This window comes from Deinococcus carri (genome assembly GCF_039545055.1).
Taxonomy (GTDB): Bacteria; Deinococcota; Deinococci; order Deinococcales; family Deinococcaceae; genus Deinococcus; species Deinococcus carri.
Map to the genome: position 1 here is coordinate 73999 of NZ_BAABRP010000007.1, position 16716 is coordinate 90714.

Consider the following 16716-nt stretch of genomic DNA (forward strand, 5'->3'; position numbering starts at 1 on the left):
TCTTCTGCCCGACCTGCCGCCAAAATGCCGTCTGGGACGTCCCCGCCACGGGGTGGCGGGCTGCTGCGCGCCGCGACTCGGGGAACGGCGCGGCCGGTCCTCTTCACGCTGCCGCGCTGTTCCGGGCAGAATGGGGGCTGCATGCGCCCTGCCGCCGCCCTGTTCCTTACCGCCCTGCTTGCCAGCGGTCCGCTTGTCCGGGCGCAGAGTGGGCCTGTCTCCAGCAGCGCCACCCCCAGCAGTGCCGCGCCGGGCGTGACCCTGCGGCGTGCCCCGGCGACCCCCCCGGCCCCGCCGCCACAGGCCGGGGCGGGCTGCGTGCTGCCCACGGGGCCGCTGCCCACCGGGACGCGCACGGTGTTCATTCTGGATACCAGCGGCAGCATGCGCGGCATCGGGGACGGCCAGGCCGACATCTTCGGGCGGGTCAAGGCGGCGATGAATGCCTATGTACGTACCGGGCGGCCGGGGCGGGTCGAACTCGTCACCTTCGACAGCGGCCCCCGTCTCAGGCGCAGCTATACCTTTCCGGCAGACGCGGCGCGCTGGAATGCCGATCTGGCCGCGCTGCGGGCCGACGGGCGCAACACGTACCTCTACCGCAGTGTGGCGGAGGCCCTGGCCCCGCTGAAGGCCACGCCGGGGGACGTGACCACGGTCTTTCTCCTCACCGACGGCATCGACAACGACCCCGACGCCGGCCACACGGCGCAGCGGGCGCTGGCCGCCTTCGGCTCGCGGGGGCCGCTGGATACGCTGCACTATGTCGCGCTGGGCACCCAGATTCCGCAGGAAGCCCGCGCCGCCCTCGCCGCCAGCCGCTATGCCCAGGGCCTCACGCTGCCGGTGGGGCAGGCCCCCAGGCTGGCCGACTACGGCACGCCCCTCGCCACCGTGACCGACCCGGCCCGTGTTCCGGCTCCCTTCCCGGACGGCACGCCCCTCACGCTGGCGGCGGGCGAGGGGGTGCGCCTCGCGGACGGGCAGGCGCAGGGGGGGCTGGCGCGGCTGACGGTCACGGGCCGACTGCCGGTGGGCACCCCCGCGCTGCTGTGCGCGCCTCCCACCACGCCGGGCGGGCTGCCCCGCCGCGTCCTGCTGCGCCTGGCGGTCGGCCCCGAACCGCGCCTGACCTGGCTGAACCCCGGGGCCGACCGGACGCTGCGCCCCGGCGAGGCGGTCACCCTGCGCTACCGCCTGGATGCCGACACCCCGCCCCGCGGCCTGCGCCTCCCCGCGGGCCTGACCGGTGAGCTGCTGCGGCTGCCGGGAGGCCGGGAGGTGGCGGTGCGGGTGCAGAATGCCGGGCTGCCTGACGGCACGGGCGTGAGGCCGGAGCTGCTGCTGGGCGAGGGGGGCGTGCTGCCGCTGGCCGCCATCACGGCGGGGAACGGGGCTGCCATGCCTGCCGGGACCGCTGCCCCGACCCCGCCTGCCCGGCCCGCGCCTGCCCAGCCTGCGCCGCTGCCGACTCCTCCCTCCGGTCCGGCCGCGCGGCTCCCGGCGTTGCTGGGGGCGGTGCTGGTCCTGGCGCTGCTGGCGCTGGGGGGGCTGGCCTGGGGGCGGCGCAGGCGTCCGGCTCGGCCCGCCATGCCCCCGGCCCCGCCACCGCCCAACGTGGAGGGCCTCCAGTACAGCGAGGCCCGTACGCTGGCGCTGGTCGGCGCGGGGGGAGAGGTGACGGCGGTGCCCGTGCCGCTGGGTGGCCCCTTCGACCTGGGGCAGGTGGCGCGCGTGCCGCATCTCAGCGGACTGCGGCTTCAGCAGGACCAGGGCGGCCTGCGCGTGCTGCGCGTGCCCGCCGACCTGGAAGTCAGCCAGGGTGCCCGCTTGTTGCGCGAGGACGAGGTGGTCCGGCCCGGCAGCCTGCTGGGGGTGGCGGTGGCGCGGCCTGCCCGTGCCCCCCTCGCGCCCCTGGGCACGCTGGTCGGCCTGGGCCTGCCGCTGCGCCTGCGCGTCGACGGCGTGACCCTGCATCTCCTCGGCCCCTACGGCGAACATGCCCTGCTGCTGCGCCCCGGCATCACCGACCTGGGCGAGGCGTTCGGTGCCCCGGCCCTGCACGGCCTGAAGCTCACGCCCAGCGGCCCACATCTGCTGCTCGCCGCGCTGCCCGCCGGGGTCCGCCTCCGCCGGGGCGACGACGGGGCCGAACTGCGCCCCGGCACCTACCTGCCGCCCGAGGCCCAGCTTGAGCTGCCGGCGCTGGAAGGCTAGGGGCGGCCAGCTTCCAGCAGCCAGCAGCCAGAGGGCTGACCTGCTGACCCGCTATCCTCCTTCCATGCGGCTGGCCGCCCTGACCTCCAGCAATTCCGACATTCTCGCGGCGCTGGGCGTGGCGGGGCAGGTGGTGGCGGTGGACAGCCACAGCGACGCGCCGGGGCTGGAGGGGGCGGTGCGGGTGGGGCCGGACCTGAACATCGACGTGGCGGCGGTGCAGGCGGCCCGGCCCGACCTGGTGCTGGCGAGCCTGAGCGTGCCCGGCATGGAGCGGGTGGTGGAGGGCGTGCGGGCGGCGGGGCTGCGGACGCTCGTGCTGGACCCCATCAGCATTCCGGGCACCCTGCGCGACATCCGCGAGATAGGCGCGGCCGTGGGCCTGCCAGAACGGGCGGAGGCGCTGGCCGGGAGCCTGGAGGCGGAACTGCATAGCCTCGCCCGCGCCTATCCCCGTCCGCCCCGCGTGCTGGTCGAGTGGTGGCCCCGGCCCATCATCGCCGCCACGCGCGACTCCTGGGTCACGGACCTGCTGGAGACGTTGGGCGCGGTCAATGCCCTGGGGGAGCGGCCCGGACGCAGCACGCCCCTCACGCTGGAGGAGGTGCGCGCGGCCCACCCCGACCTGATCGTCTGTTCGTGGTGCGGCGCGCGTAAGCTCCGGCCCGAGGTTATCGAGGCGCGCGGCCTGGGGGTGCCCGTCGTCTGCGTGCCCGAGAGCGGTCTGGGCCGCCCCGGTCCCCGGCTGATCGAGGGCGCGCGGCAGATAGCGGCGGCGCTGGCCGGGTTGCGCCTGTCCTAGGGCGGCGCTCCGTTGCATTGCCGCGCGTCCTGGGCGTCCATTCCACTGCGCCCCGCCCTAGCCTGCGGGGCTGGGGGCGGGCGGCTCCTCCTCCCACCCCAGGATGGCCCGCAGGCCCCGCAGGCATTCCGCGCGGTAGGCCGCCAGGTCCGGGGCGGGGTCAGCCAGGAAGCGCACGCTCAGGCCCTCGACCAGCGCCCGCAGCAGCCGTGCCCGCTCGCCCGCGCCCGCCTCGCCCGCCAGCCGCGCGAGTTCGAGGTCGAGGGCCAGCGTCTCGCGCTGGAAGTCGCGCTGCACCGCCATCAGCTCCGGGTCACGGGTGGCGGCGGCCAGGAAGTCCAGCGACACGGTGTAAAAGCGCCGGGTGTTCTCCACGCCGTAGAACTGGTTCTCGACATAGGCGGCGAGCTTGGCCCCCGGGGTGCCCGCCTGCCGCAGCGCCCGCCGCGTGGCGACCGTGATGGTCCGCGTGAAGCGCCGCATCACCGCCGCGAGCAGCCCCGCCCGGCTCCCGAAGTGATACGCCAGCGTCCCCTTGCTGACCCCCGCGTACCCGGCGATATCGGCCAGCGTCACGCCCGCGTAGCCCCGCTCGTAGATCGCCAGATACGCCGCCTTCTCCAGCGCCGCCCGCCGCACCCGGTCCTGTATCGGATTCACGCGCCGCGCCATGAGGCGCAGGGTAGCAGGCGGGATAGGGGGCAGAAGGCAGACACGTCCCCGGAGTCCGCCTGGGCAGGCATGGCGTGAACGCGCGGGCCGTCCCGCGCGGCGGAGACGAGAGAAGGCAGAAGGCAGAAGGCAGAAGGCAGAAGGCAGAAGGCAGAAGGCAGAAGGCAGAAGGCAGAAGGCAGAAGGCAGAAGGCAGAAGGCAGAAGGCAGAAGGCAGAAGGCAGAAGGCAGAAGGCAGAAGGGCCGTGAAGCCTTTCACTAATGCCTAACCCCTCACGCCTCCCCCCTCAATTCGCCAAATACCGGATAAAATCCCGCATCTCGTTCACGCAGGCACTCGCCTCGTGCTGGGCGCTGCTGCCGGTCACCGTGCGGAGCAGGCCCGCGTCGCTGAGGTAGAGCTGGCTGATGCGGTAGGCCACGCCGCCCTGCTCGTGGGTGTAGGAGGCCAGGACGGCCCAGGTTCCGGCGCGCTCCACCGGCTGGGTGACAATCTCGCTGAGTTTGTTCTGGCCCAGCTTGTCCTGGCCCGCCTTGTTCTGGCCCAGCGCCTTCTGGAGCCGCAGGGCAAAGGCGCGGGCGTCCTCCTGGGTGCTGAAGGTGGGATAGGCCTGCCCGTGCCGCTCCTCGCGCAGCAGGCAGGCCCCCGCCCGGTCGGTCCACACGTTGGCGTTGCCGTTCACGGGGGTCCAGCCCGCCAGCGGGACGACCAGCGCCCGTGCGGGTGCAGAGAATAGGGCCGCCAGCAGGACGGAAGCGGCCAGCGACAGGCGGGGCAGGCGGGAGGCGGCGCGCATGCGTCAGTGTACCCACCCCATGCTGTGACAGCCCTGCCCCACTTCTCACCGTGCCGTCAGAGGCGGGCTGTCAGGTCAGGGTGACCAGGCGGGCGAGCAGTCCGGCCTTGACCTCCGGCCACTCGTCCCGCAGCACGCTGAACATCACGCTGTCGCGGGCAAAGCCGTCGGGACGCACCTGGTACTGCCGCAGCGTGCCTTCCCTGACCGCGCCGAGCTTTTCCATCGCGCGCAGGCTGCGGGCGTTGCGCGCGTCCACCTTGAACTGGACGCGGTTCGCCCCCAGCACCTCGAAGGCGCGGGCCATCAGCAGCAGCTTGGCTTCCGGGTTGGCGGCGGTTCCCTGCGCGGCGGGCACCAGCATCGTGCCGATTTCCACCCAGCGGTCGCTGACCCGAACCTCGCTGTAGCTGATGCGGCCCCTGGCCCGGCCTCCCATCAGGACCGCCCAGTTCATCCGGTGGGGAAGCGCATTCAGGCGCGTGATGTACTCGGCCCAGCCCTCTGCCGTGCGCTCCTCCGGACCACCGCGTGCCAGCAGGGCATAGGTGTCCTCGTCTGCCCCGGCGTGCAGGTCCGCCGCGTGTTCTTTGGTCAGGGGGACCAGCCGGATATGCCGCCCGGTGAGCAGGACGGGCGTCAACCATTCGGCCAGCGGGGCGGGAGAGAGGGGGCGCGGTGTGTCTGTCACGCGCTCACCGTAGCCCAGAAAAGCAAGTGCCCTGCCGGACAACTCCAGGCAGGGCGCGGGTTGGCGTATTAGGGCGGGGCGCAAAAAGGGCGGCGTGGAGTGGACGCCTGAGATATGCGGCAACGAAACGGAGCGCCGCCCTAGCGGGGCGAGGGGACCGGGGCCGTACCGTCCGGCTCGTCGTCGCGGCGGGCTGAGGGAGGCGGCGCAGGCTCGCTCACGCGCCGCCTGCCGCTCAGGGCGCGGCCCAACGTCACCTCGTCGGCGTATTCCAGCGCGCCGCCCACCGGCAGGCCGTAGGCGATGCGGCTCACCACCGCGCCCAGCGGCTCCAGCAGGCGCTGGAGGTACAGCGCGGTCGCGTCGCCCTCCACCGTGGTGCCGGTCGCCAGAATGACCTCCATGCCCTCGGCCACTCGCGGCAGCAGGGGCCGGATGTGCAGCCGGTCGGGGCCGACGCCGTTCATCGGACTCAGGACGCCGTGCAGCACGTGGTACAGGCCACGGTATTCGCCGCTGCGCTCGATGGCGATCACGTCGCCGGGTTCCTCCACCACGCAGATGATGCCCTGGTCGCGCGAGGGGTCGCTGCACACGTCGCAGCGTTCGGCGTCGGTGATGTTGAAGCAGACCGGGCAGGTGTGCAGGTCACGCTTGGCCTCCAGCAGTGCCCCCGCCAGCCGCTCGATGTCCTCCCGCGGCTGCTCGAACAGGTGAAAGGCCAGCCGCTGCGCGCTTTTCGGCCCGATGCCCGGCAGCCGCGACAGCTCCCGGATCAGCGCCACCAGCGAAGGCGGATACTTCATGCCTCACCCCGCTGAGGGCTGAGGGCTGACTGCTGACGGCTCTCCATCAAAATCCCGGCAGCCCCAGCCCGCGCGTGGCGTCCTGCTGGAGGCCTTCGGCCTTCGCGTTCGCGTCCTGCAAGGCCACCAGCAGCAGGTCTTCGAGGGCCTCCACGTCGTCCGCGTCCACCGCTTCCGGCTTGATCTTCAGGCCCAGCACCTTGCCGTGCCCGTTCATCGTGACCGTCACCAGCCCGCTGGCCGTGCCCTCCACCGTCTGCGCGGCGAGGTTCTCCTGAATCTTGGCGGCGGCCACCTGCGCCTGCTGCATCTGCTTCATGAGCTTCTTCATGTCCATAACCTGAAGATTCTACCGGGGACGGGGACGGGAGAACGTGGACCCGGGACGTTGTGAGGACAGGCCGCCCGTACTCCCCGCTTGCCCAAAGCTGACCGCTGAAAGCTCCCCTACAATGCCGCCGTCCGCGTCCCCTTGGCCCGCCGGTACAGTTGCGCGGGCCTCCCGACGCCGCTGCGCCGCTCGCCGCTGGGCACCAGCACGCCCTGCGCCAGCAGCCGCTTGCGGAAGTTGCGCTTGTCCAGGGGCCGGTTCAGGATGGCCTCGTGGACGCCCTGGAGTTCGGGCAGCGTGAAGGTGTCGGGCAGGAACTCCAGCGCCAGATTGGCGTACTCCAGCCGCACCTGAAGCCGTTTGAGCGCCCGGTCGAGAATCGCCGCGTGGTCGAAGGCCAGCGGTGGCGGCTGATGCGCCGGAAACCACGCCGCGCCCAGGGTATGCCCCCCGCCCGTCACGTGGATCGTGCCGTGCCCCAGCACCGCCAGATGCGCGACCGAGACAATCCGCCCACGCGGGTCGCGGTTCAGTTCCCCGAAGGTATAGAACTGTTCGAGGTGGCGGGGTTCGAGGGCCACCGTCGTTTCGGTGCGCAGTTCGCGCAGCGCCGCCTCGTGCAGCGCCTCCCCGATCTGCACGAAGCCGCCCGGCAGCGCCCAGTCGCGGGCGTGGGGCAGTTCGCCGCGCTGCACCAGCAGCACACGCAGCTCGCCCGCGTGGATGGCAAAGGCGGCCACATCCACGGCCAGACCGACCTGGGTGGCCTGCGGCGGCAGGGAGAGTGTCCCCATGACACAAACTCTAGGCGGGGCATCCGGTCAGGTCAAGGGTGGCCCGAGTGTCTGGTCCGGGTGCGAAGAGAGCGCGGTCACACGGCCTTCCTCGTCCTTTGGGGCCAGAGGGACCACGACGAAGGCAGGCGGCCTGACGTTTCGTGAGGGCGCACGTCTGCGGCTCATGCGGCCCGCGTGGTAAAATAAATCATCAGGCCCACAGAGGCCTGAGCCGCCCATCCACCAGCGTGTGAACATGTCTGGCAGGGGGGCGTGCGGAGGTGATAAACATAGCGAAAGAACATAAGGTCAACGAGCAGATTCGCGTTCGTCAGATTCGCCTGATCGGCGCTGAGGGCGAGCAGATCGGGATCATCGACACGCGCGACGCCATGGGCATGGCGCGTGAAAAGGGACTGGATCTCGTGATGGTGAGTCCCCAGGCTGTCCCGCCCGTCTGCCGCCTGCTCGACTATGGCCGGTTCCGCTACGAGCAGCAGCAGAACGAGAAGGAAAACCGCAAGCGCGCCCGCGCCCAGGAAGTCAAGGCGATCAAGTTCCGCGTCAAGATCGACGACCACGACTTCAACACCAAGACCGGGCACGTGCGGCGCTTCCTCGAAGAAGGCCACAAGGTCAAGGTCACCATCATGTTCCGTGGCCGCGAGCGCACCCACCCCGAACTGGGCGAGCGCATCCTGCACCGCGTGGCCGACACCCTGGCCGACGTGGGCACACCCGAGGGGATGCCCAGCATGATGGGCATGGACATGAACATGATCATGGCCCCCAAGGCCCCCGCGGCCCCCAGGCGCGAGGCCGTCCCCCAGGCTGAGGCTCCCCAGGCCGAAGCAGCAGCAAACGCCTGACCCTTGCCCCTTCCAGCGGCCTGCCCCTATGGCGGGCCGCTTTTCTGTGTCCCCGGCGGGGAAACTGGGGAACCTCACCATGTCCCATGCTTTGTTTTGTAAAGTTAGGCTATGATCAAGATGTACACGACCAACTGGTGCCCCGACTGTCACGCGGCCAAGCGTGCCCTCAGCAGCAAGGGTCTGGCCTTTGAGGAAATCAACATCGAGCAGGACGAGCAGGCCGCCGAATACGTGATGAGCGTCAACGGCGGGCGGCGCAGCGTGCCCACCCTCGTCAGCGGCGACGTGGCCCGCAGCCTCAGCGGGTTCCGGCCCCAGAAGCTCGACGCCTTCCTAGCCGAAGCCGGGCTGTAAAGCAATCTGTAGGGGAGCGGCCTCCGGGCGGGGCCGCCCTCTTTTTATGGCTTGTGCATGGTGTCGGTGTGAACCTCACGCACCGCGCCGTCTTCCCCCACCGTGAAGGCGCGGACGGTCAACGTCTCCCGCGTCACGTCCAGCCACAGGAAGCCGGGCTGGTCGAGCACCTCGAAGGTGGCCGGGCGGGAGCCGCTGCGCCCCGGCTCTACCTTGCCCGCCGCGCCGCTGACCCATTGCCAGGTGCCGGGGCATTCCGGCTGGGGCGCGAAGCCCTGGAGGGCGTGGTCGTGCCCGCTGAGGATGCCGTCGGCCTTCCCGCAGGCGACCCCGTACAGCGCCCGCACCGCGTCGCCGCGCTGGCCCGCCAGCGGCAGGCGGTCGTAGTGCCCGGCGTCCCCGTGTTTCCCGTTGCTGAAGAGGGGATGATGCCCCAGCACCAGCCGCCAGCGCGCCTGACTGCTCGCCAGCGCTCCCGCCAGCCAGGCCCGCTGCGCCGCGTCCCAGGAGCCGCCGGGCCGCTCACCCACCCGCCGGGATGGCAGGTAGGCCGCCAGGGGCGAGGTGTCCACCGCGAAGAACTCCAGCGGGTCGCCCACCGGGGCGCGGTAGGTGCGGGCGGGCATCACCCACTGCGGATTCAGGCGGGCATAGGCCACCTGCGCCTCCGCGCCGCGGGCGTCGGCCCCGTCGCCCCCCCAGACCCACGACTCGTCATGGTTGCCCGCCACCATCAGGAAGGGGAAGCCCAGCGGCCCATACACGTCCGCGAAGCGCTCACGGAACAGGGGCGAGGCGGCGTCCTTCGGTCCCGCCGGATAGAAGCTGTCGCCCAGGCCCACGCCCAGGTCGCAGCCGTCCCGCCCGCAGACCTCCCGCATGGCCGCCGCGACCCGCCGCTGCACCTGCGTCCCGGTGCCTTGGTCGCCCATCACGACCACGCGGACGTGGTCCGGGGTGGCAGGGGTGAGTATGGCGACGACCCCTCCACGTAGCGGGGAGGCCGGACCGGTGACCGCGGGCGCACAGGCGGCCAGCAGCGCCGTCAGACTCGGGAGCAGGAGAGAACGCATCGGGGGCATGTTACCCCCGCTGCCGGATACTGCTTTGCGTCACATTTGCCTCACGTGTCCGTTACGCTGTTCTCACGCGCCCGGCGAGTTCGGCGGCCCGGGCGGGGGAGGCCGCATGAACGAATATCTGAACGTCGTCCGCAACCACTACGCTGACTTCCGGGGCCGGGCACGCCGCCGGGAGTAATGGATGTTCGCGCTGATCAACGGCATCATCAGCCTGATCTTGCAGTTGCCCTACCAGATGCAGACCTTCTCCGCGACTGCGAATGGTCTGGCCCCGGAGCCGACCGGGCTGGGCCTGGTCAGCATCGTCCTGACCGCTCTTTATGGCCTGGCGCTCTTCCTGCCCTCGCTGGCCGTCACCATCCGCCGTCTGCACGACACGGGCCGTTCCGGCTGGTGGGTCCTCATCTCGCTGATTCCTCTGATTGGCGGCCTGGTCCTGTTCATCTTCCTGGTCCTCGACAGCCAGCCCGGCCCGAACAAGTGGGGGCCGAATCCCAAGGGGATGCAGAGCGGCGCGGCGAGCTGGTAGGCCGGGCGCGGTGCCCGCAGGTCCGGTGCCCGCCGGGCCTTTTTGCATTTCTCGGCCATCCGGCGCATTGGCCCCTGCCTCCAGATTCGGAACACTGTGCCTATGCCCCCCCTCACCGTGCGCCCCGCCACCCCCGCCGATTTTCCCGTCCTGCGCCCGATGCTGCTGGACATGGGCTTCGTGGAGGACGCGGAGGCGCTGGCCGCCCGCTTTCCCTCCTTCTGCGAGCGGGAGGACTTCGCCCTGCTGGTCGCCCAGGACGCGGGAGGGCGTCTGCTGGGGTATGCCGCCGTTCACGATTACGGCCCGCACCTGCGCTCAGGAAACTCAGGCCGCACCGCCAAGCTGGACGACCTCTACACCGTGCCCGGCGCAAGAAGGCAGGGCGTGGCCCGCACCCTGATGCACGCGGTGGAGGCTTGGGCGCGTGCCCGCCCGCTGCGCTACGTCTTCTGGTACGCGAACGACCACAGCGCCGCGCCGGCGTACGAGCGCATGGGCTACCGGTCGGCGGACGCCGGTCAGGAGGGCTACCGCTTCTTTGAGATCGACTTCGGTCAGGTGCATACGCGGACGCCCCACCCACTGCGCGGCTCGTAAGCTGCCTGGCGGGTTGCTCCCCATCCACCCGGCCCGCTATCCTGACGGCATGAGCCTTCTGCCCCATCACTCCGGTCTGGTGATGCAGGGCGGGATGCCAGGGCGAATGCCTCTTCGTCCCGGTCTGGATACGCGAACTCCACGCGCCTGAGAACCCACGCGGCTCTCAGGCGTTCTGCTGGATTTGCGGCCAGACCGGGCCTTCTCTTGTCTCCAAGGAGTCCATATGCACGTCACGTTACCCGACGGAAAACAACTCGACCTGCCCCAGGGCGCGACGGCCCTCGACGCCGCCCGCGCCATCGGTCCCCGCCTCGCGCAGGACGCCCTGGCCGCCACCGCCAACGGCGACCTGGTGGACCTGCTGACGCCGCTGCCCGAGGGGGCCAACATCACCCTGATCACCAAAAAGAACCCCGCGGACGCTGCCGCCGTCTTCCGGCACTCGCTGGGCCACGTGATGAGCCAGGCGGTGGGCGAGTTCTACCGGGCCAGGGGCCACGGTCCCGAGGCCGTCAAGCGCGGGGTCGGCCCCGCCATCGAGAACGGCTGGTATCAGGATTTCGACCTGCCCGAACCGCTGCGCGAGGAAGACCTGCCCGAGATTGAGCGCCTGATGCGCGATATCCTCTCGCGCAACCTCGACTTCTCCCGCCGTGAGGTCAGCAAGCAGGAGGCCCTGGCGCAGTTTCCCCACGACCCCTACAAGCAGGAACTGATCCGCGAGCTGCCGGAGGACGAGGCGATCACCCTCTACCAGCAGGGCGACTACGTGGACCTGTGCCGGGGGCCGCACTTCCCGAACACGGGCAAGCTGCCGGGGGCCTTCAAGCTGATGAGCACCAGTGGCGCGTACTGGCGCGGCAACGAGAAGAACCCGATCCTTCAGCGCATCTACGGCGTGGCGTTTGCCACCCAGAAGGAACTCGACGAGTACCTGCAAAAGCTGGAGGAGGCCAAGCGCCGCGACCACCGCAAGCTGGGGCGCGAGCTGGAACTGTTCCTGATCGACCCGCTGGTGGGCAAGGGCCTGCCCATGTGGCTGCCCAACGGCACGATCCTGCGTGACGAGCTGACCCGCTTCCTGCGCGAGCAGCAGTTCCAGCGGGACTACCAGGGTGTGGTGACGCCCAATATCGGCAACCTCGACCTCTTCCGCACCTCCGGGCACTACCCCTACTACGCCGAGAGTCAGTTCGAGCCGCTCACGGTCGACGAAGAGCAGTACATGCTCAAGCCGATGAACTGCCCCTTCCACGTGCGGATTTATGCCAGCAAGCCGCGCAGCTACCGCGACTTGCCGGTGCGCCTGGCCGAGTTCGGCACGGTGTACCGCTACGAGATGAGCGGCGAGCTGAACGGCCTGACCCGCGTGCGGGGCTTCACCCAGGACGACGCCCACATCTTCGCGCGGCCCGACCAGCTCAAGAAGGAATTCCTGGACGTGCTGGACCTGACGGTGCTGGTCCTGAAGACCTTCGGCATGAACGACGTGCGTTTCCGCGTGGGCGTGCGCGACCCCGAATCCGACAAGTACGTGGGCGACCCCGCGCAGTGGGACGTGGCCGAGCGCCAGATCATCGAGGCGGTGGAGGAGGTCGGCCTGCCCTACACCATCGAACCCGGTGACGCGGCCTTTTACGGCCCCAAGCTGGATTTCGTGGTGAAGGACGTGCTGGGCCGCGAGTGGCAGCTCGGCACCATCCAGGTAGATTACAACCTGCCCGAGCGCTTCGACATCGCCTACACCGGCGAGGACGGCCAGGAACACCGTCCGGTGATGATCCACCGCGCCCCCTTCGGCAGCCTGGAACGCTTCGTGGGCATCCTGATCGAGCACTACGGCGGCGACTTCCCCTTCTGGCTGGCCCCCCGCCAGATCATGATCATCCCGATTGCCGACCGCCACAACGCCTACGCCGAGACGCTGGCGAACGAGTTGGGGGCGGCGGGCCTGCGCGCCGAGGTGGACGACTCCAACAACCGCATGAACGCCAAGGTCCGCAGCGCCGAGCTGCACAAGATTCCGGTGATGCTGATCGTGGGCGACCAGGAAGAAGCCCAGCGCGAGGTCAGCGTGCGCGAACGCACCCCTGAAGGCCACAAGGAGCGCAAGGGCGTGGCCTTCCCCGACCTCATGGCCGAGTTGCAGGAACGCTATCGGACGCGGGCGTAGGGGGCGGCCAGCTTCCAGCGGCCAGCGAAAGTTCGGTGTTTCAAGGGGGGTCCAGTCCGGGTGACTGGCCCTTCTTTCTTTGGTGCCCTCCGAGAGCGAACAACAGCGCGTCATACCAAATTGCGTTGATTCGCAAGAATCAACCGAGCGGACTTGCAAAGCTGAGGAGTGGCGTCCTCATGGGCGTCCGTTCACGACGAGTACGCAGCGGAGCGAGCAGCAAAAAATACCGGCTGGCGGCGATGGACCATGAGCGGATCAGCCTACGTTGTTCCCAGCAAGAAAGGCGAGGGGCCGCCCCTGAGCCTCCGGCCCCTGGAGAACGTCCGGTGCTTTCCCGGATGTTCTGGAATCAGAGCAAGTCGGTATCATCCCCTGTTGTTCTGCTGGCCGCTGGAAGCTGGTGGCTGGAAGCCCCTTAACGTTCCCCCGCCTCCGCCAGCACCTCCTTCAGCAGGTCGGGCCGGTTGGTGATGATTCCGTCCACGCCCATACCGATCAGGCGGCGCATCTCGGCGGGGTCGTCGATGGTCCAGACCTGCACCGCCACGCCCCGCGCGTGCATGGCGCGCACGAAGGCGGGTGTGACGATCTCAATGTTTCCCGAGCGCACCGGCACCTGGGCCACCCGGCCCGGCAGTGGGGCGAGGCGCGCGAGGCCCACCTTGCTCAGCAGCACCAGCGGGCGCAGCTCCTTTTCGGTCATGCTGGTGGTCACTTCGGGGCAGGCCGCGCGGAACTCGGCCAGGGCCGCGTCGCTGAAACTGGCGACGATGACGTGTCCCGTGACACCCGCCTCCCGCAGAGTCCGGCAAAACGGCGCGGCGATGCTGGGCGAGGCCTGTTTGATTTCGATGGTCAGCGGCATGTTCGGAAAGGCGGCCAGCACCTCGGAGAGCTGCGCGACCTGCACGCCCTGGCCCCGGAAGGGAAAGGTGGTGCCGCCGTCCGGGGTGAAGCGGTATCCGGCGTCTGCCGCCCGCACCTGCGCCAGCGTCATGTCGGCAATCCGGCCCCGCGTGTCGGTGAGGCGGTCGAGCGTCTCGTCGTGCGACAGTACCAGCACGCCGTCACGCGTGGCGTGCATGTCCATCTCCAGCATGTCCACGCCCAGTGCGGCGGCGTTGCGGTAGGCGAGCATCGTGTTGCTGGGCCGCAGCCCCTCGCCGCCCTGGTGCGCGATGTTGAGGGTCCGGCCCTGCAAGAAAGGATTGGTAGGTTGGGCCGCGGGCGCACAGGCCCCCAGCAGCGCCGTCCCCAGGGCAGCCAGCAGGAGTCGGTTCATGACGCCCTCAACTCTACGCCCGCCGCCTACCGCCCTGCTCTGTTCCGCGCGCCCCGCTTTACAGCCCGGAAGGTGCGTGCTAACATTCCTTCCGCTGGTAGAGGACCTGCCTTCCAGCCGCCCCACGGCGAGTGCAGCGGCGCTGTAGCCAAGTGGTAAGGCAGAGGTCTGCAAAACCTCCACCACCGGTTCGAGTCCGGTCAGCGCCTCCAAGTTTTTTCGTTGCCCCACGCACCACCCGGTATAGAACCGTAGCTCAGGGGTAGAGCACTACCTTGACACGGTAGGGGTCAGGGGTTCAAATCCCCTCGGTTCTACCAATAAACGCCCTCCCAGAGGGCGTTCTTCTTTTTGGACATGTGCAGCAACAGGGGCCGCGCAGCATGTTGATGCGACACGTCGCAGAGCAGGCCCGCGGTCTTTCTCCCCGCTCACTGAGCCAGCCCTACAGCGCCAGCAGGAGCAGCAGCGCGGGTTCGACCACGCTCCGCCACGCAACCTGCCGTCTTCTCGCCATTTACCGAGGAGACTCGCACACCTCACGCCCGCTCTGGCTCCGAGCAGGTTCCTCAGCACAGGCGGCTAGCCCCGGTAAGGTCGCCCTTTCCGCAGTACGGTGAGCGTCCCCCTGGACACGCCAAGCTTGCGGGCCGTGCCGACCCGGTTCACCAGAATGTCCGCTGTGCGGCGGTATCGCCGATGCATGGTGTCGTTCACCACGTAGACACGACTTTTCCCGTTGATGGTGATTCGCACGTGGGCACCACAACCCACCTGACGGAGCAGGTCGCGGCTGAGTGCGATCTGTCCCTTCCGGGTCGGGCCGCAAGCGGACATCCTGGGATTCCGGTCGGTCTGACTTCGCACGGCGTTGTAATGGCTGACCCGGTTCAGAGTGTAGGTCGCCGCTTCGCTCTCCACAGCAAGAGCGGCCAGGGCTGTAATGATGAGACGTCGCATGGCCCGGCAAGGTAGCGCCCTGTCAGGCCAGGTTCCGTAACCTCCGTATTTGACAATGATCTTTCTGTGCCGCCCACGCCGCCTCCCCGGCCGGAGAGGACCTCATGACCGGGGCGTGAACACCAGCCCCTCACCTACAAAGGCAATCCCGTCCTGCTCCCGCGCATCCGGCATGAATGCGAGAACGCCCTGCGGCCTGAACTCCATCCGCTGCACGCCCCTGCGGAGCAGCGCCATCAGCAGGTCGCCGTAGAAGGCGACCTCGTCCCGCTCCTCCTCCTGCGGGCCATCAGCGGACAGGGCCGCGGCCTGCCGCAGTCGCGGGCGGTCGTCGTCATGTGCCCAGGTCAGGTGCAGGGCGAAGGGTTGGGCCGTCCCAACTTCACTTTCCCTCTACTGGTCGAGGTTTTTGGACGCCGGGTCGTATCGTCCGAGGCCAAAGTCAGTCTCAGCCATAGAGGGGTGGGCGGGGGCATTTTGGTCCCGCCACCCGCCTCTGAAGATGCCCAGGCCAGCGCTCCGTTCTGCCGCCGCATTCTTGGTCGGCCGCTCCACCGCGCGCCACCTCTGCGCTTGAGGACGCGGTTGAGGAATCCGTTATCTGTGAGGGCGTCCGGTGGCCCGGAGCGTATGCTGACCCCCATCAGCAGGGCTGCACCAGAGGGTCCTGACTCACCAGGAGGTTTTTGATGACCCGTGAAGATCAGAATGACCAGAACCAGCGGCAGCAAGAGCAGGAAGAACTGAACGCGCAGAAGGAGGGCGGAGACAACAACCCGACCTTCAGCACGGATCTGACGGAGGCGGAGGCCGACCGCCTGGATATGCAGCCGGGGCGCGGCGCGCGGCAGGTGGAGGGAGCCAGGCCCTCCGAGGAATACGTCGACGACCATGTCGAGGGTGTGGGCGAACAGGGACCGGACCTGCTGGACCCGACCAAGGGCTGACCTCGTCCCCAACTGCCCGGAGGCCCCGTCTTGATGCGGGGCCTCTCGCCTGTGGGGAGGGCGCGGCCCTAGCCCTGGGGAACCGACAGGGTGTGCCCGACTCCCAGGCCGTGTCGGTAGACCAGTTGCCCGCCCAGGAAGCCGCCGACGAGTGCCAGGCCCAGAGCCGTGCCAGAGAGGGTCTTGCCCAGCCTGCGCCGACCCCGTTTGCGGGCCAGCAGGGAGGCCGCGTTCAGCAGCAGGGCCGTCTCGTTGAGGGTGCCGTGCAGCAGCCCGGTGCGGCGGGCCTGACCCCGTGTGTTGGACCAGTCGGTCCAGCCCGCCGCCACGGCCCCCACTCCGCCGAGGGTGCCCAGCAGCAGGGCCAGGTCGGCCGCGTGTTCACGCTCGGCCGACGGTGACGCGGGTACGAAGTCCAGCACCCCGGCAATCAACCAGCCTCCCAGCGGCAGGTGAATCAGGATGGGATGCAGGGGGTGGCCCAGCGACTCGCCGTGCAGCAGGCGGAGGACCCCGGCCGGCAGATGGCGCTCAGCCTCCTTCAGGGCCGGTTGCAGCCGCTGCGCGAGCTGTTCCAGGGCTTCGTGATTGCTCAGGGCGTCTTCGATCCGGTTATTGATCTGTGAGTCCATACCCGCTCCTTGTCCCCTCTGCTGTTCACCCTAGGCAGTGGGCCGGGGACCTCAGTGAGCGGGACTTGCCCTGGCCTTAAGACAAGAGGCGGCGCAGCTCACGGGCAAATAAGCGTTACCACGGAATGTGTGATGAACCGGAACAGACGTTGGGTAGCCGCTCCGGCCTCTTTACTGACCACTCTGG

At 69.5% G+C, this 16716-nt stretch carries 18 protein-coding genes and 2 tRNA genes; 10 read left to right on the plus strand and 10 right to left on the minus strand.

Annotation, left to right across the window (positions count from 1 at the left end; genetic code table 11):
- The first annotated feature begins 141 nt into the window (after positions 1-141).
- Positions 142-2217: a VWA domain-containing protein gene (locus ABEA67_RS10580; RefSeq protein ID WP_345464909.1), complete on the plus strand. Its 2076-nt coding sequence runs from the start codon at positions 142-144 to the stop codon at positions 2215-2217.
- A 64-nt stretch (positions 2218-2281) separates the two neighbouring features.
- The gene (locus tag ABEA67_RS10585) at positions 2282-3019 is read left to right on the plus strand and encodes a helical backbone metal receptor (RefSeq protein ID WP_345464911.1); all 738 of its coding nucleotides are present in this window, start codon (positions 2282-2284) and stop codon (positions 3017-3019) included.
- Between the two features lie 57 nt (positions 3020-3076).
- On the opposite strand, the gene ABEA67_RS10590 is transcribed toward ABEA67_RS10585, so the two are convergent.
- The 6 genes from ABEA67_RS10590 to ABEA67_RS10615 all read right to left on the minus strand — a co-directional run bounded on the left by ABEA67_RS10590 (position 3077) and on the right by ABEA67_RS10615 (position 7110).
- Positions 3077-3691: a TetR family transcriptional regulator C-terminal domain-containing protein gene (locus ABEA67_RS10590; protein ID WP_345464913.1), complete on the minus strand. Its 615-nt coding sequence runs from the start codon at positions 3689-3691 to the stop codon at positions 3077-3079.
- Positions 3692-3978: 287 nt separating this feature from the next.
- Positions 3979-4488, minus strand: a complete 510-nt coding sequence (locus tag ABEA67_RS10595; protein ID WP_345464915.1) for a hypothetical protein — start codon at positions 4486-4488, stop codon at positions 3979-3981.
- Positions 4489-4558: 70 nt separating this feature from the next.
- Entirely contained in the window at positions 4559-5179 is a 621-nt protein-coding gene (locus tag ABEA67_RS10600; protein ID WP_345464917.1) for a GNAT family N-acetyltransferase, read from the minus strand.
- Positions 5180-5319: 140 nt separating this feature from the next.
- Positions 5320-5985 carry a recombination mediator RecR gene (recR, locus tag ABEA67_RS10605; protein ID WP_345464919.1) on the minus strand — a complete coding sequence of 222 codons (666 nt, stop codon included), beginning with the start codon at positions 5983-5985 and terminating at the stop codon, positions 5320-5322.
- A gap of 46 nt (positions 5986-6031) precedes the next feature.
- Positions 6032-6322, minus strand: coding sequence for a YbaB/EbfC family nucleoid-associated protein (locus tag ABEA67_RS10610; protein ID WP_345464922.1), 291 nt, complete (start codon positions 6320-6322; stop codon positions 6032-6034).
- 110 nt (positions 6323-6432) lie between these two features.
- Entirely contained in the window at positions 6433-7110 is a 678-nt protein-coding gene (locus ABEA67_RS10615; RefSeq protein WP_345464924.1) for an NUDIX hydrolase, read from the minus strand.
- A gap of 263 nt (positions 7111-7373) precedes the next feature.
- Between ABEA67_RS10615 and infC the strand changes: the two genes are divergently transcribed.
- Both infC and ABEA67_RS10625 read left to right on the plus strand, forming a co-directional pair.
- Positions 7374-7961: a translation initiation factor IF-3 gene (gene infC / locus ABEA67_RS10620; RefSeq protein WP_345464926.1), complete on the plus strand. Its 588-nt coding sequence runs from the start codon at positions 7374-7376 to the stop codon at positions 7959-7961.
- Positions 7962-8072: 111 nt separating this feature from the next.
- Positions 8073-8318, plus strand: a complete 246-nt coding sequence (locus ABEA67_RS10625; protein WP_345464928.1) for a glutaredoxin family protein — start codon at positions 8073-8075, stop codon at positions 8316-8318.
- 44 nt (positions 8319-8362) lie between these two features.
- Here ABEA67_RS10625 and ABEA67_RS10630 read toward each other — a convergent pair whose 3' ends face one another.
- Entirely contained in the window at positions 8363-9391 is a 1029-nt protein-coding gene (locus ABEA67_RS10630; RefSeq protein ID WP_345464930.1) for a metallophosphoesterase, read from the minus strand.
- A 190-nt stretch (positions 9392-9581) separates the two neighbouring features.
- On the opposite strand from ABEA67_RS10630, the gene ABEA67_RS10635 reads away from it, so the two are divergent.
- From ABEA67_RS10635 to thrS, 3 genes are all read left to right on the plus strand, one after another.
- The gene (locus ABEA67_RS10635; protein ID WP_345464932.1) at positions 9582-9929 is read left to right on the plus strand and encodes a DUF805 domain-containing protein; all 348 of its coding nucleotides are present in this window, start codon (positions 9582-9584) and stop codon (positions 9927-9929) included.
- A 102-nt stretch (positions 9930-10031) separates the two neighbouring features.
- Positions 10032-10529: a GNAT family N-acetyltransferase gene (locus tag ABEA67_RS10640; protein WP_345464934.1), complete on the plus strand. Its 498-nt coding sequence runs from the start codon at positions 10032-10034 to the stop codon at positions 10527-10529.
- 226 nt (positions 10530-10755) lie between these two features.
- Positions 10756-12705: a threonine--tRNA ligase gene (thrS, locus tag ABEA67_RS10645; RefSeq protein ID WP_345464936.1), complete on the plus strand. Its 1950-nt coding sequence runs from the start codon at positions 10756-10758 to the stop codon at positions 12703-12705.
- A gap of 418 nt (positions 12706-13123) precedes the next feature.
- On the opposite strand, the gene ABEA67_RS10650 is transcribed toward thrS, so the two are convergent.
- On the minus strand, positions 13124-13990 hold the full coding sequence (locus ABEA67_RS10650) for a glycerophosphodiester phosphodiesterase family protein (protein ID WP_345464938.1): 867 nt from the start codon (positions 13988-13990) through the stop codon (positions 13124-13126).
- 138 nt (positions 13991-14128) lie between these two features.
- On the opposite strand from ABEA67_RS10650, the gene ABEA67_RS10655 reads away from it, so the two are divergent.
- Positions 14129-14202, plus strand: a tRNA-Cys gene (locus ABEA67_RS10655).
- 33 nt (positions 14203-14235) lie between these two features.
- Positions 14236-14310: transfer RNA gene (locus ABEA67_RS10660), tRNA-Val, on the plus strand.
- A 262-nt stretch (positions 14311-14572) separates the two neighbouring features.
- Here the strand turns inward: ABEA67_RS10660 and ABEA67_RS10665 are convergent.
- Entirely contained in the window at positions 14573-14950 is a 378-nt protein-coding gene (locus tag ABEA67_RS10665) for an RlpA-like double-psi beta-barrel domain-containing protein (RefSeq protein ID WP_345464940.1), read from the minus strand.
- A gap of 689 nt (positions 14951-15639) precedes the next feature.
- Here ABEA67_RS10665 and ABEA67_RS10670 point away from each other — a divergent pair.
- Positions 15640-15897, plus strand: coding sequence for a hypothetical protein (locus tag ABEA67_RS10670; RefSeq protein ID WP_345464942.1), 258 nt, complete (start codon positions 15640-15642; stop codon positions 15895-15897).
- Positions 15898-15965: 68 nt separating this feature from the next.
- Here ABEA67_RS10670 and ABEA67_RS10675 read toward each other — a convergent pair whose 3' ends face one another.
- A complete protein-coding gene (locus ABEA67_RS10675; RefSeq protein WP_345464943.1) occupies positions 15966-16529 on the minus strand; it encodes a DUF2231 domain-containing protein in 564 nt (187 codons plus the stop codon).
- Positions 16530-16716 lie beyond the last annotated feature (187 nt).

Excerpts from the sequence above, each read along its gene's own strand:
- ABEA67_RS10585 (WP_345464911.1), top strand. The coding sequence starts at position 2,282 with ATGCGGCTGGCCGCCCTGACCTCCAGCAATTCCGACATTCTCGCGGCG.
- ABEA67_RS10630 (WP_345464930.1), bottom strand. The coding sequence starts at position 9,391 with ATGCGTTCTCTCCTGCTCCCGAGTCTGACGGCGCTGCTGGCCGCCTGT.
- thrS (WP_345464936.1), top strand. The coding sequence starts at position 10,756 with ATGCACGTCACGTTACCCGACGGAAAACAACTCGACCTGCCCCAGGGC.
- ABEA67_RS10590 (WP_345464913.1), bottom strand. The coding sequence starts at position 3,691 with ATGGCGCGGCGCGTGAATCCGATACAGGACCGGGTGCGGCGGGCGGCG.
- ABEA67_RS10610 (WP_345464922.1), bottom strand. The coding sequence starts at position 6,322 with ATGGACATGAAGAAGCTCATGAAGCAGATGCAGCAGGCGCAGGTGGCC.
- ABEA67_RS10625 (WP_345464928.1), top strand. The coding sequence starts at position 8,073 with ATGATCAAGATGTACACGACCAACTGGTGCCCCGACTGTCACGCGGCC.
- recR (WP_345464919.1), bottom strand. The coding sequence starts at position 5,985 with ATGAAGTATCCGCCTTCGCTGGTGGCGCTGATCCGGGAGCTGTCGCGG.
- ABEA67_RS10595 (WP_345464915.1), bottom strand. The coding sequence starts at position 4,488 with ATGCGCGCCGCCTCCCGCCTGCCCCGCCTGTCGCTGGCCGCTTCCGTC.
- ABEA67_RS10640 (WP_345464934.1), top strand. The coding sequence starts at position 10,032 with ATGCCCCCCCTCACCGTGCGCCCCGCCACCCCCGCCGATTTTCCCGTC.
- ABEA67_RS10665 (WP_345464940.1), bottom strand. The coding sequence starts at position 14,950 with ATGCGACGTCTCATCATTACAGCCCTGGCCGCTCTTGCTGTGGAGAGC.
- ABEA67_RS10635 (WP_345464932.1), top strand. The coding sequence starts at position 9,582 with ATGTTCGCGCTGATCAACGGCATCATCAGCCTGATCTTGCAGTTGCCC.
- ABEA67_RS10675 (WP_345464943.1), bottom strand. The coding sequence starts at position 16,529 with ATGGACTCACAGATCAATAACCGGATCGAAGACGCCCTGAGCAATCAC.
- ABEA67_RS10615 (WP_345464924.1), bottom strand. The coding sequence starts at position 7,110 with ATGGGGACACTCTCCCTGCCGCCGCAGGCCACCCAGGTCGGTCTGGCC.
- ABEA67_RS10580 (WP_345464909.1), top strand. The coding sequence starts at position 142 with ATGCGCCCTGCCGCCGCCCTGTTCCTTACCGCCCTGCTTGCCAGCGGT.
- ABEA67_RS10650 (WP_345464938.1), bottom strand. The coding sequence starts at position 13,990 with ATGAACCGACTCCTGCTGGCTGCCCTGGGGACGGCGCTGCTGGGGGCC.
- ABEA67_RS10670 (WP_345464942.1), top strand. The coding sequence starts at position 15,640 with ATGACCCGTGAAGATCAGAATGACCAGAACCAGCGGCAGCAAGAGCAG.